General features: G+C 74.6%; 11 protein-coding genes. 6 read left to right on the forward strand and 5 right to left on the reverse strand.

The genetic code is table 11. The features are described 5' to 3' along the window. Positions 1 to 478: 478 nt before the first annotated feature. From IEY93_RS35610 to IEY93_RS35620, 3 genes are all read left to right on the forward strand, one after another. The gene (locus IEY93_RS35610) at positions 479 to 1,285 is read left to right on the forward strand and encodes a carotenoid biosynthesis protein (protein WP_229691743.1); all 807 of its coding nucleotides are present in this window, start codon (positions 479 to 481) and stop codon (positions 1,283 to 1,285) included. After that, positions 1,273 to 2,808 carry a phytoene desaturase family protein gene (locus IEY93_RS35615; protein WP_229691744.1) on the forward strand — a complete coding sequence of 512 codons (1,536 nt, stop codon included), beginning with the start codon at positions 1,273 to 1,275 and terminating at the stop codon, positions 2,806 to 2,808. The genes IEY93_RS35610 and IEY93_RS35615 overlap by 13 nt, the downstream gene beginning before the upstream one ends. 83 nt (positions 2,809 to 2,891) lie before the next feature. Beyond that, positions 2,892 to 4,178, forward strand: a complete 1,287-nt coding sequence (locus IEY93_RS35620; protein ID WP_189167583.1) for a glycosyltransferase family 2 protein — start codon at positions 2,892 to 2,894, stop codon at positions 4,176 to 4,178. On the opposite strand, the gene IEY93_RS35625 is transcribed toward IEY93_RS35620, so the two are convergent. Then, the gene (locus IEY93_RS35625) at positions 4,137 to 4,736 is read right to left on the reverse strand and encodes a glycerol-3-phosphate acyltransferase (RefSeq protein WP_229691745.1); all 600 of its coding nucleotides are present in this window, start codon (positions 4,734 to 4,736) and stop codon (positions 4,137 to 4,139) included. The two genes, IEY93_RS35620 and IEY93_RS35625, sit on opposite strands and share 42 nt — an antisense overlap. Here IEY93_RS35625 and IEY93_RS39010 point away from each other — a divergent pair. Then, the gene (locus tag IEY93_RS39010) at positions 4,708 to 5,679 is read left to right on the forward strand and encodes a hypothetical protein (RefSeq protein ID WP_229691746.1); all 972 of its coding nucleotides are present in this window, start codon (positions 4,708 to 4,710) and stop codon (positions 5,677 to 5,679) included. The two genes, IEY93_RS35625 and IEY93_RS39010, sit on opposite strands and share 29 nt — an antisense overlap. Positions 5,680 to 5,802: 123 nt before the next feature. Here IEY93_RS39010 and plsX read toward each other — a convergent pair whose 3' ends face one another. The 3 genes from plsX to IEY93_RS35650 are packed head-to-tail and all read right to left on the reverse strand — an operon-like array spanning position 5,803 to position 9,300. Further along, the gene (gene plsX, locus IEY93_RS35640; RefSeq protein ID WP_229691747.1) at positions 5,803 to 6,861 is read right to left on the reverse strand and encodes a phosphate acyltransferase PlsX; all 1,059 of its coding nucleotides are present in this window, start codon (positions 6,859 to 6,861) and stop codon (positions 5,803 to 5,805) included. Position 6,862: 1 nt separating this feature from the next. Continuing rightward, positions 6,863 to 7,798, reverse strand: a complete 936-nt coding sequence (locus tag IEY93_RS35645) for a phytoene/squalene synthase family protein (protein WP_189167584.1) — start codon at positions 7,796 to 7,798, stop codon at positions 6,863 to 6,865. After that, the gene (locus IEY93_RS35650) at positions 7,795 to 9,300 is read right to left on the reverse strand and encodes a phytoene desaturase family protein (protein ID WP_229691748.1); all 1,506 of its coding nucleotides are present in this window, start codon (positions 9,298 to 9,300) and stop codon (positions 7,795 to 7,797) included. The genes IEY93_RS35645 and IEY93_RS35650 overlap by 4 nt, the downstream gene beginning before the upstream one ends. A 418-nt stretch (positions 9,301 to 9,718) precedes the next feature. Between IEY93_RS35650 and IEY93_RS35655 the strand changes: the two genes are divergently transcribed. Continuing rightward, positions 9,719 to 10,837 (forward strand): MerR family transcriptional regulator, encoded by a 1,119-nt coding sequence (locus tag IEY93_RS35655; protein WP_189167586.1) that lies wholly within the window; start codon positions 9,719 to 9,721, stop codon positions 10,835 to 10,837. A gap of 132 nt (positions 10,838 to 10,969) precedes the next feature. Then, positions 10,970 to 11,494 carry an RNA polymerase sigma factor gene (locus tag IEY93_RS35660; RefSeq protein WP_189167587.1) on the forward strand — a complete coding sequence of 175 codons (525 nt, stop codon included), beginning with the start codon at positions 10,970 to 10,972 and terminating at the stop codon, positions 11,492 to 11,494. Positions 11,495 to 11,521: 27 nt separating this feature from the next. On the opposite strand, the gene IEY93_RS35665 is transcribed toward IEY93_RS35660, so the two are convergent. Next, positions 11,522 to 12,325 (reverse strand): class I tRNA ligase family protein (locus IEY93_RS35665; protein ID WP_189167588.1); only part of this gene is annotated, 804 nt, incomplete at its 5' end.

The following is a 12,325-nucleotide window of genomic DNA, read 5'->3' on the forward strand; positions in this document are numbered from 1 at the left end:
AGCACTTGACTCCCAGCCACCCGAACCAACTAACATTCAGGCCGCCCCGTCTCCAGGGCAACCCCTCTAACTTACCCCATCGTCTGAGTGAAGTCCAACCGAACCGCATGTGGCTCAGATGATCTGCTCAGACGACGTTGCTACACCGGATCCAGAGTCATGGACGCCGGATGCCGAGGGTGTCGTCGGGGATCCCCAGGCGCCGATCGCCTCAGCGGCGGCCGACCCCTCCTGGGGCGAGACAGAACAGTAAGCGCGGTCTCCGGGTCCGTCAAATCGCCATCGGGACAAAGCCCCTATCTCCCGCACCGCCTTGCGGAAGTCTCCCCGCTTCGCCACATCACCGTTACCGCCATCGTCGATCGTCATTCGGATCGGCCGATATCGGTGCCTCTCACAAGTGCCCCGCACCGGCAGGAGAGCAGACCGCGCCGACCGCGATGCATCTGAATCCCGCCGCCGGATCGAAGGATCACACGTGAACACGTGGGAGAAGCTCGGAGGCAGAGCGGGACCAGGGCGTTCGGCGCGCGTCCCCCGCCGGCCGCCGCGGACTCGCCTGGAGACGGCCGGTTCCGCGCTGCTCGCCGCCATGGTCGCCGCTCAACTGGCGACAGGAGTCCGTCAGGACGACGTGCGGCTGGTCAGTCTGGTCGTGGCCCTGCTCGCCGCCGCCGCGCTCGCGTACGCCGCGGCGGTGCACGCCCCGCTCCGGGCACTCGCCGCCTTCGCCGCCGCCTCGGCGACGGGGTACGCCGCGGAGTGGATCGGCACGAGGTACGCCATCCCGTTCGGCGAGTACCGATACACCGGAGTGCTGTGGCCGCATCCGGGAGGCGTCCCCCTGGTCGTGGCGCTGGCCTGGGGCGGCATGGGTCTCGCGGCCCAGGCGGTGGCCCGCCGGATCGTGCCTGAGGGCCGCTGGGCGCGGGCGTGCGTGGGCGCGCTCGCGCTGACGGCGTGGGACCTGTTCCTGGACCCGCAGATGCTCCGGCTCGGCCTGTGGGAGTGGGTGGACACCGGCCCGTACCGCGGGGTGCCGTGGAGCAACTTCGCGGGCTGGTTCCTGGTCTCCCTGCTGGTGATGGCACTGATCGACCGGATCGTGGGAGACCCGTCCCCCGGGAGCACGGGACTGGTCATGGTGTACACGGCGATGGCGGTGATGGAGACGGTCGGCTTCGCGGTGGTGTTCCACCCGGCCGACCCGCTCGTCGCCACGGCGGGAGGCATCGCGATGGGCACGTTCGTTCTGCTCGCATGGCGGCACCGATGGCCGAAGTGATCGTGGTCGGCGGCGGCGTGGGCGGCATGGTGTCCGCCCTGCTACTCGCGCGGGACGGGCACACGGTGCGGCTGTACGAACGCCTTCCCCGGCTCGGCGGCAAGCTCGCCGAGCACCGGCGTGCGGGGTTCACCTTCTCGCTCGGGCCCTCGCTGCTGACCCTGCCCAGTCTCTTCCGCGACCTCGGAGTGCCGCTCGATCTGGTCGAACCGGAGACGCTGTGCCGTTATCGCTTCCACGACGGGTCGTCGCTGACGGCGTACCGCGATATCGAGCGCACCGCGGCCGCGGTGGAACGGCTCGCGCCCGGGGAGGGCGCGCGCTGGCGGGCGTTCCTCCACTGGGCGCAGGGGTGCCTGGAGGCCGCACAGCGCACTTTCTTCGCCGGGCCGCTGCTGCGTCCTCCGCTCCGCGCGCGGGCCGGCCGGTCGCCGGTCGTCCCGGCGCATCGCACACCAGCGGCCGCCGGCGCGAAGGCTCTGGCAATGCCGGTAACGGCCGGGACACCCCGGTTGGCCGATCTGTGGGCGGTCGCGCCCGGGCGCACGCTGGACGGGCTCGCCCGCCGGTTCTTCAGAGACCCACGCCTGCGCCAGTACGTCGACCGGTACGCGACCTACGCCGGTTCCAACCCCTACCGGGCACCGGCGGCGCTCGGGTGCATCCCCGCCATCGAGCACGGTGAGGGCGGCTGGTACGTGGCCGGTGGGCTCCCCCGGCTCGCCGACGCCCTGGGTGTGCTGCTGGACAAGGCCGGCATCGAGGTCCATCTGTCCACCGAGGTCGCCGGGGTGTCGGCCGACGCCGGACGGGTGCGGGGCGTGCGCCTGGCCGGTGGCGAGACGGTCGCGGCCGACGCGGTGGTGGTGAACGCGGACGCGGCGGCGCTCTACGAGCGGCTGCTCCCCGACCGGGCGCGCGCGCGCCGCCTCGCGCGGCTCGGGCCGTCCTCGTCGGCGTTCCTCCTGCTGGCCGCCGTCGAGGGCCGCACGGAAGGGCTGTCCCATCACTCGGTGTTGTTCTCCGCCGACTACCGCGAGGAGTTCGGCGACATCTTCCGGCGGCGCCGTCCGCCGCGTGATCCGACGATCTACATCGGCTGCTCGGCGGTGGACGACCCGTCGCAGGCGCCCGAGGGCACGGAGAACTGGGTGATGCTGGTCAACGTGCCCGCCGGCGACCCGGGTCGCTGGCCGATGTCACCGCAGGCGTACGGGGCGCACGTACTCGAACGGCTGGCGGCGCGCGGCCACGACCTGTCCGGACGGCTGCGCTTCGTCGAGACGTTCACCCCCGCGGACATCAGCGACCGCTATGGAGCCGGGGGCGGCGCCATCTACGGGAGCGCGTACGAGGGGAGCCTGGCGCCGTTCCGCCGTCCGGGCAACCGCGGGCCGCGCCGTGGCCTGTACCTGGTGGGCGGCTCGGTGCATCCCGGCGGAGGGCTGCCGATGGTGACGATGGGCGGGCGGATCGTCGCCGGTCTGGTGAACGAGGACTTCGGCGCGCGGAGCCTGCGATGACCAGGGCTACCACGGCGGCCGGCCGCCCCTGGTCGTGCGTGAAACAGGAGCGACGCCCGCCGGCTGCCGCGAGAGGTGAGCGAATGGGGGCCGGCGCGTGGACGCTCGCCGGGCGGGCGCTCGCCGTCGCGCAGGCGCTGGCCGCCCTGACCGTCGCCGTACGCCTCGCGCGCGGCCGGCGGCGGCTGCCTCCGCTGGCCGCGCCGGAATTCGCGCCAACGGCGCCGGCGGCCGCCGATACGGCGCCGCGGCGCACCGCGCCGGGAGGCACTCGGCTCGTACCGGTGGCCGGGGAGACTTGGCGGGAAGACGCCGTGCCGTCCATCTCGGTGGTGATCCCGGCCAGGGACGAAGAGGCCCGTCTCAGCCCCTGTCTGACGGCCGTGCTCGCCGATCCCTCGGTCGGCGAGGTGATCGTGGTGGACGACGAGTCGTCCGACAGCACCGCCCGGCTCGCCGCCGCGCTCGGAGCGACGGTGGTGCGGGGACGTCCGCTGCCCGCGGGCTGGGTGGGCAAGCAGTGGGCACTCCATCAGGGACTGCTGCGCGCGAGCCACCCGATCGTCGTCACACTGGACGCGGACGCCCGGCCACGGCCGGGGCTGTTCGCCGCACTCGCGGCGGCGCTGCGGGAACGCGACCTGGTCAGCGCCGGCCCGCGCTTCGTCTGCGACGGCGCCGCCGAGCAGGCGCTGCACGCCGCGTTCCTCGCCACCCTGGTCTACCGGTTCGGTCCGATCGGCCCGGCCTGTCCTCCCCCGCCGCACCGGGCGGTCGCCAACGGGCAGTGTCTCGCCTTCCGGCGTGAGGCGATGCTGCGGGCGGACGGGTTCACCAAGGTCCGCCGGCACATGACGGACGATGTCGCGCTGGCCCGGACCCTGGCTTCGCAGGGGTGGCGGGTGGGGTTCCTCGACGCGGGCGGCCTGCTGGAGGTCGACATGCACGAGTCGGCCGCGGACGTGTGGCGGCAGTGGGGACGGTCGCTGCCGCTCGCCGACGTGACCGGACCGCTGTGGCAGGCGGCCGACCTCGCCGTGGTCTGGCTGGCCGCCGCACTCCCGGTGCTGAGGCTCGCCGCGGGGCGGCCGACCCGGCTGGACCTGGCCCTGCTCGCCGGGCGGGTGCTGCTCGCCCGTGCGCTGCGCGCGAGCTACGCGCGACCCGGTCCCGGCGTGGTGCTGTCGGCTTTGCTCGACCCGGCCGCCGCCGTGCGGCTGACACAGGCCACGTTGCGGCCGGTGCGCACCTGGCGAAACCGCGCCTACGACGGCGGGCACAGGCGCGGGCACGGCTGCGAAGGGACAGCGGAAGCGGCCTTCGGACGGTCAGCGGCGGCGGCCACCGAGCGCCGCCTGCCCGAAACGTAGCCCGATGAGGCACATGAGCGCCCCGGTGGCCGCGACATGCCCGATCGGTGCGAAGGCGAGTTGCAGCATCGGCAGGGCGAAGACGCCGGCCCTGGCCCCGGCGGCGAACGATCGGGCGAGCGCGGCGATGGCGGCGAGCAGGACGAGGCCGAGCGCGAAGGCCGGCGGGCAGATGACGGCGAGCCCGCCCGCGAAGGTCAGGACGGACCGCCCGCCGCGGAATCCCGCGAAGACGGGCCAGGCGTGGCCGGCCATCGCGGCGGCCACGGCGGCGTACGCGGGCAGGACGCTGGGGCCGGCGACCGTCCACAGGCCGGCGGTGTGCCAGTCGCTCGCGGCGAGTCCGAGCAGCCCGGCCAGCACCCCTTTGAGCAGGTCACCGGCGAACACCGGTGCGGCCTTGCGCGCCCCGAGCCGTTCGCGCATGTTCCAGAAGCCCGGGTTGCGGTCACCGGCGTCCCGGGGGTCGAACCCGTGGCCGCGAGCGACCAGCACGGCCACCGGGATCGAGCCGAGAAGGTAGCCGCCCATGACCGACACCATCAGCGCGACCGGCACCGGGAGCATCATCGCGTCGTTCCACCTCGTCAGGTATGCGGATGTGGGAGCGGCGCGGCACATGGCGTTCGACCGGCCGGTGTTGCGCCGCACCGAAGGGCTGCTGTTCTGGCGGCTGCTCGGCACCGGCCGGGGGCGGTCGATGACACTGGGCGCCGACCTGCGCCGCTGGGCGCTGCTCTGCGTGTGGCGGAAGGAGGCGGCACTCGACCGCTTCCTAGCGGATTCTCCGATCCCATCGCGCTGGCGGCGGGAGGCCGGGGAATCGTGGCAGGTACGGCTGAGGCCGCTGGCCAGCCGTGGCCGCTGGGGCGGGATCGACCCGTTCGGGCATCCCTGGAGCGGTGGAGCACCAGAGGAGCCCGGCCGGCCCGCTCCGCGCCTCCGGCGTCCGGAGCCCGCGCATCCTCGACTTCCCGGACAGGTCGGCGATACGGGGCGCACCGCTGGACCGGCCCGCCCGTCGGGTAGCCGGGCCGACCTCCCCGGCGAGCAGCCGATCGAAGGCGGCATGCACAGCATGGATGCGACCGCGACGGTCGGCGCAGGAGGGCACGAGACAGGCGGGCCCATGGGCTGGGCGGGGCGGGGCGGACCGGTCGCGGTACTGACCCGGGCCGCGATCCGTCCCGCCCGGCTGCCGGCGTTCTACCGGTCGGTGCCGGCCGTGGACCGGCTGCTGGTCCAGCAGGAGGGGTGCCTCGCCTCGGTCGGCATAGGCGAGTGGCCGCTGGCCCGCCAGGCGACCTTCTCGCTGTGGCGGGACGCCGGCGCCGTGCGCGGCTTCGCGTACGCGGGCGACGCGCATCGGCGGGTGATCGAGCGGGTGCGCGCGGAGGGCTGGTACTCGGAGGAGCTGTTCGCGCGTTTCGCGCCCTACGCGAGCGAGGGGACCTGGGACGGCACCGATCCGCTCAAAGCTCCCGGCCCGCGCCGCCGCTGAGCGTCGCGCGGCCGGGCGGCCGGTGACCTCACCGGTGAGCATCGGGCCGGGCACCCCCAAGCGTCCCGCCGGCTCGCGGGCCGGGCGAATCCGGACGCCGCGCCGCCCCGGTCCCGCATGGCCTCATCGGACGGCCTGATGGTCCAGGTGCTCGCGCAGGCGCGCCACCACCTGCCCCTCGGCGAGGTCACGGGCGACGGCGCAGGCACGGGCGATCGTGGCGGCGCGGGAGGCTCCGTGCGCGACGACGACCGTTGCGGTGAGCCCGAGCAGGGCCGCGCCGCCGTGTGTCTCCGGGTCGTAGCGGCGTGCGACCTCCCGCAGCTGGGCCGGGCCGGCGATGCCGCTGCGGCTCACCAGCGCGAGGCTGGCCCGGACGGTGCCCTCGATGTTCTTCAGCACCACGTTGCCGGTGAATCCGTCGGTGACGACCACGTCCACGGTCCCCGCGAGGATGTCGTCGCCCTCCACGTTGCCGTGGAAGCGCACTGGCATGCCGCGCAGCAGCTCCTCCGCCCGCCGGGTGAGCCGGTTCCCCTTACCCGGCTCCGAGCCGACGGACAACAGGCCCACCGACGGATCGGCCACGCCGAGCACGAGCCGGGCGTAGGCGGCCCCGAGGAGGGCGAACTGAGCGATCATCGGTGGCGTCGGGTCGACGGTGGCGCCGGCGTCCACCAGCACGGTTGCCCCGCCGCGTACGGTGGGCAACGCGACGGCCAGCGCGGGGCGCAGCACCGGCGGCGCCATGCCGAGCCGTGCGACCGCGCTCGCCACCACGGCTCCGGTGGAACCGGCCGACACCAGGGACGCGGCGACGCCCCGGCGCAGCAGATCGATGCCGACGGCGAGGCTGGAGCCGGTCCTGGCCAGCGCGCCCGTGCCGCGCTCGGCCATCGGGACGGCGTCGGCGGCGTCCGCGACGGCGATCTCGCCGCGCGCGCCGAGCCGGGCCAGCTCGCGATGGATCGGCTCCGGCCGGCCGGCGAGGATCATGCTCACGCCGTGTTCGCGGTGCGCCCGGACCGCTCCGCATACGGTCTCGGCCGGGCCGTGGTCGCCGCCCATGGCGTCCAGGACGACCGGCCGTGACGCGGACACCCCCGCGCCGTTCACCAGGCCGGCCCCGCTGATGGGGCCGTCGTCCGGCGGCTCCCCTGGGCGCTCGCTGTCGGGATCCACGTCAGTGTGTCTCCGCCCGGGCTCGCAGCTCGGCGCGTCCGGCGCTCGACGCGGCGGCCAGGTGCCGGGTGAAGATGGCCAGCCGGCGGCGGCGCGGCACGCTCACCCGTCCGGCCAGGACGTCGTACCCGGCCGCCGCCACCTCGTCGAGGATTCCGCCGTACAGCTCGTACGCCGCGCGTATGCACGGCCGCGAGGAGGGGACCAGCAGTTCGATGCCCTCCGCCGCCTGCCGGTAGTGGTCGCGCGCCCGGCGGGCCTCGAAGGCCACCAGATCCCGGACCGCCGGGGTCGTGCGGCCGCCGGCCAGGTCCTTTTCCGTGACGCCGAAGGCGTCCAGGTCCGCCAGCGGCAGGTAGATCCGTCCGCGGTCGAGGTCTTCGACCACGTCGCGGATGAAGTTGGTGAGCTGGAAGGCCAGGCCGAGTTGCCGGGCGGCCTCTCTGGCCCGGCCGGCGTCGGCGCTCGGCAGTGGTTCCAGGATGGGCAGCATCATCGTGCCGATGACGGCCGCGGAGCCCTCCATGTAGCCGAGCAGGTCGTCGTAGGTCGCGTAGCGGGTGACGGTCAGGTCGGCCCGCATCGAGGCGAGAAAGGCGTCGACGTCGGCGAGTTCGATGTCGAAGGCCCGCACCGTGTGGACGAAGGCCGGGAGCACCGGGTCGCCGACCGGTTCGCCCGCCATGCCGGCGACCAGCCGGGCGACGAACCCGTCGAGCACGAGAGCGCGGTCGGCGGTCATGTCGACGGCGTCGACGATCTCGTCCGCACGCCGGGCGAAGCCGTACAGGGCGTGAACGTGCGGACGTTTCCAGGCCGGGAGCAACCTGGTGGCCAGGTAGTACGAACGCCCATAGGAGGCGTGCAGCCGCCGGCACCGTTCGTAGCTGGCCGTCAGGGTGGTGGGGAGCGGCGGCGCCGCGGGCTGCGGGGTCATGGGGTCGTCTCCAGGATGCGTTCGGCGGCCAGCCGTCCGGAGATCAGCACCGGCGGCACGCCGACTCCGGGCGCGGTGTACATGCCCGCGAAGTGCAGTCCGGGGATGCGGCGGGCGGCGCCTGCGGGCCGGAACCAGGCCGTCTGGGTGAAGCGGTGGTCGAGGGCGAACGGGGTGCCCGCCGAGTGCCCCCTCCGTCGCCAGGCGGGCGGGTCGAGGACCAGCCGCGGTGCCTGGGACAGATCGCCGTAGCCGAGGGCGTCGAGCCTGCCGAGCAGGCGCTCGACCAGGCGGGGGGTGAGGCGCTCCCACCGGCGCTCGGCGTCGCCTCCGGCCGGGTCCGCCGTCCTGCCACCGGTCAGGTTCGCGGTGGGCTCCAGCACGCTCAGCGTCGCGTGGCCCTCGGGGGCGGCGGCCGTGTCGCTCTCGGGGCAGGTGACCAGCAGGCTCGGGTCGGACTGCGGGCGGCCGGCCGCCAGGGCGTCGAAGGTGGCCGCCCATTCGTGGCCGAAGTGCAGGGTGTGGTGGGCGTTCCCGGGCCGGCGCCGGTCGAGGCCGAAGTGCGCGACCAGGCAGGACGGCGAGAACCGCGGCCGCCGCAGCCGCCAGTCGCCGGCCGCGGCCGGCAGCAGCCCACGGTGTGCCGCGGCCCGGTCGCAGGCGACCACGACGTGCTCTGCGGCGATGCGCTCGCCCGTGTCGAGCAGGACGCCGGTCACCCCCGAGCCGCCGGCCTCGACCCGGGTGGCGCGCACGCCGTACCGGAACCGGGCTCCGGCCTTCTCGGCGGCGGCGGCCATGGCGCGGGGAATGGCGTGCATTCCGCCTTCGGCCGGGAAGTACACCCCGCCGACGGTGTCCATGTGGGCGATCACCGCGTAGATGCCGAGCGCGCGCCGCGGGGCGAGGCCGACGTACAGCGCCTGGAAGGTGTGCGCCCTGATCAGCCGCTCGTCGGTGAGGTGCCGACGGACCAGCCCGTCGAGCGTGCGGAACCCGCCGAGCGCGGCGAGCCTGGCCAGCGCGTACGGCCGGGCCAGTGTCCGCAGCCGGGTCATGTCCCGGTCGATGAACGCGTCCCACTCGGCCTGGAACAGCTCCCCGAGCAGCCGCCGCAGCCGCCGGTAGCGCACGGCCTCCTCCGGCCCGCACAGCGCGCGCACCTGTTCGGTCATCGCCTCCTCGCCGGGAATGACGTCCAGGCTGGACCCGTCGTGATAGGTGAGCCGGTAGAAGGGGTCGAGCCGCCGCAGCGGCAGCCAGTCGTCCATCTCGGCGCCGGCGGCGGCGAAGGTGTCGGCGAGCACACCCGGCATGGTCAGCACGGACGGGCCGGTGTCGAGCCGGTACGGGCCAAGGGAGGCGGTGCCGCAGCAGCCGCCGGGGACGTCCTGCGCCTCCACGACGACCACCTCGCGGCCCGCGCCCGCGAGCCGCATGGCGGTGGCGAGACCGCCGAGTCCCGCACCGATGACCACCACCGGCCGGGAGAGGCGCCTCACGCGTGCCCGCCGGTCGGCCGGCGGAGTTCCCGGGACGGCCCGGGAACGGTGGACGGGTCCGGTGCCGGTAGGGGCGGCTCGGAGGCAGCGGCGCGCTGTGGCAGCCGTGCGTGTGTGCGTGGCGGCCGGGGGCCGGGACCGGACGACGCGTGGGGGACGTCCGTTTCCGGGGCCAACGTCACCATGGTCCGCTCCTTCGGTCATTGCAGAGATCGTGGGCGTCGTCAGTAAAGTTTTCGTGCCATCTCGTCGCCGTGGTTGCACCCATGCCGGGCGTGCGGGGCAGACCGGGACGAGAGATGACCTTCCGCTGGCCGAACGGCCGGTGGAGAGCGGGGCGACCGGACCGCGCCAAGACGCCGGCTGACGGCGGCCGGCCGGAACACCGAAGTGGCCCGGTGGCGACGGACGGCGCCCGATGCGGCACTGTGGAGGGCCGGCACCGGTCTACGGGCCGGGTGGGACGGGCAGGGACGAGCTGGTGGAGCGGCCGGTGGGCGACGACGGAGCGGAGTTGAGCGGCGAGCGGCCGCTCGCCGAGGGCGAGCCCGGCTACGGCATCGGCGCCGCGGCCCGGCGCCTCGGCGTGCCCGCGCCCACGCTGCGCACCTGGAACCTGCGCTACGGCATCGGCCCGAGCCGGCGAAGCCCGGGCGGGCACCGCCGGTACGACGACGAGGACCTGCGCCGCCTGGCGGAGATGAGCCGGCTCATCCATGCCGGGGTGGCCCCGGCGGACGCCGCCCGGCAGGCACTGCGGTACCGGCCACCGGCGGCCACCGGCACGGCCCGCGCGTCCGAAACCGCGCAGGCAGCGCGGCCCGCCTTGGACGAGACGCCGGCCGCGCCGCCGAGCGGGGAAGGGCGGCCGGCGGGATCCGGGCCGGATGCGGCGTCCGCCACCGGGACGCTCCCGGCCGGCCCGCCGTCCGCCGCGACGCTGGCCCGGGCCGCGCTGGCCATGGACGAGCCCACCGTCAGCCGCGGCCTGGAGGCGGCCCTGCGATCCGGGGGAACGGTCTGGACCTGGGACCACCTGGTGGTGCCGGTGTTCCGGGCCATCGTGCGCCGCCAGGAGGAGACCGGGGCCGGAGTGGAGATCGAGCACCTGTTCTCCGACCGGCTGCTGGACGCGCTGGCCGGTCACGCCCGGCGAGCACCGGCTCCGGCGCACCCGCGCCCGGTGCTGCTGGCGTGCGCCGAGGAAGAGCAGCACACCCTGCCCGCGTACGCGCTCGCGGCGGCCCTCGGCGAGCTGGCCGTGCCGACCCGGGTGCTCGGCGCCCGGACGCCGTACGCCGCGCTCGCCGACGCGATGCGCCGGCTCGGGCCCGCCGTCGTCTTCGTCTGGTCCCAGCAACGCGAGACCGGCGACCCCGCCCCACTCGCGGCGCTGCCCCGGCTACGGCCGCCGAGCAGGCTGGTGGCCGGCGGTCCCGGCTGGCACGACGCTCTGCCGCCCGCCGTGACCCGGGTCGCGTCGTTACGCGAGGCGGTCGCGGCGGTGCTGGGATCGCTGAGCCACAGGCCGCTCTGACCTCTTCGAGGATCTCATCGACCATCTCTTCGGCGATCTCTGACCCGACACATGCCCTGCGTGGTTGCCCTGGCGCGGCATCGACCGCTATGAATAGGTTTTGAGTAACTTTTCGCTGGCATAAGGGTGTTCATGAACGGAACCCTGGAATCTAGGCTCGCCGCCGGCGAGGCGGGCGCGATCGGCGAGTGCTACCACGCCCACGCTCCCGCCGTCCGGTCCTACCTGCGCAAACTCGTCCCACCTCAGGACGTCGAGGACGTCCTGCAGGTGGTGTTCACCGAGGCATGGCGTTCCGGTCACCGCTTCGACCCGGCCCGCAGCCTGCCCGCCTGGCTCTGCGGCATCGCCTACAAACGCGCCGTGGACCACCTGCGATCGCGCGCCCCGGCCACGGTGCCGCTGGAGGCCGTGGCCGACCCGGCCGGGGACGACGGCCGGGACGACGGCGACACCCTCGCCGACCGCGACCGGGTGCGGCGAGCCCTGGCGGCGCTACCGGACGTCCAGCGCGAGGCGATCGAGCTGGCCTACTACGGCGACCTGACCCAACGCCAGATCGCCGACCGGCTGAGCGTGCCGCTCGGCACGATCAAGGCGCGCACGGCGCGCGGCCTGCACCGCCTGTCCGGGCTGCTGTCACCGGCCACCACCTGACTCCCGGGCAGCCCCGGGAGGTGGCGGTCAGCCGGCCGGCAGCGCGGCGAGCTGGGCCGAAAGGCGCGTGATGTCGGCGTCCGCCTGGGCCGCGCGGGAACGCACCTTGACGACGACGTCCTCCGGCGCCTTGGCCATGAACTGCTCGTTGCCCAGCTTGGCCGTGGCCTGGGCGGCCTCCTTGCGCGCCGCCGCGAGGTCCTTCTCCAGACGCCGTCGCTCGGCGGCGACGTCGATGGCCCCGGCCGTGTCGATCTCGATGGTGGCCTCGCCCACCGCCAGCCGCGCCGTGGGCGCGAAGGACTCCGACGGGTCGTCCAACCGCAGCAGGCTGCGGATCGCCGGCTCGTGCGCCGCGAGGGCCGTCCGCGCCAGGCCGAGCCGCGCGGCGACCCGCTGCCCCGGCTTCAGGCCCTGGTCGGACCGGAAGCGGCGGACCTCGGTGATGAGCTCCTGCAGGGCGAGGATCTCCTCCTCGGCGGCCCGGTCGCCGGCGTACCCGTCGGCCACGGCCGGCCAGGATGCGATCATGACCGAAGGCTCACCGGTCAGGGCGCGCCAGAGCTCTTCGGTGACGAACGGGACCAGCGGGTGCAGCAACCGCAGCAGGGCGTCGAGGACGTGGCCGAGCACGCGGCGGGTGCGGTCGGCGACCGCACCTCCGGCCGCGATCTGGATCTTGGCAAGCTCGACGTACCAGTCGCAGACCTCGTCCCAGGCGAAGTGGTACAGCTGGTCGGAGATCTTGGCGAACTCGAAGTCCGCATAGCCGCTGTCCACCGCGCCGATGACCGCCTGCAGCCGGGACAGGATCCACCGGTCGGCGACGGT

Origin of the sequence: Sphaerisporangium melleum, assembly GCF_014646695.1 — a bacterium.
GTDB classification, from domain to species: Bacteria; Actinomycetota; Actinomycetes; order Streptosporangiales; family Streptosporangiaceae; genus Sphaerisporangium; species Sphaerisporangium melleum.

Excerpts from the sequence above, each read along its gene's own strand:
- IEY93_RS35620 (WP_189167583.1), top strand. The coding sequence starts at position 2,892 with ATGGGGGCCGGCGCGTGGACGCTCGCCGGGCGGGCGCTCGCCGTCGCG.
- IEY93_RS35615 (WP_229691744.1), top strand. The coding sequence starts at position 1,273 with ATGGCCGAAGTGATCGTGGTCGGCGGCGGCGTGGGCGGCATGGTGTCC.
- IEY93_RS35645 (WP_189167584.1), bottom strand. The coding sequence starts at position 7,798 with ATGACCCCGCAGCCCGCGGCGCCGCCGCTCCCCACCACCCTGACGGCC.
- IEY93_RS39010 (WP_229691746.1), top strand. The coding sequence starts at position 4,708 with ATGACCGACACCATCAGCGCGACCGGCACCGGGAGCATCATCGCGTCG.
- IEY93_RS35660 (WP_189167587.1), top strand. The coding sequence starts at position 10,970 with ATGAACGGAACCCTGGAATCTAGGCTCGCCGCCGGCGAGGCGGGCGCG.
- IEY93_RS35655 (WP_189167586.1), top strand. The coding sequence starts at position 9,719 with ATGCGGCACTGTGGAGGGCCGGCACCGGTCTACGGGCCGGGTGGGACG.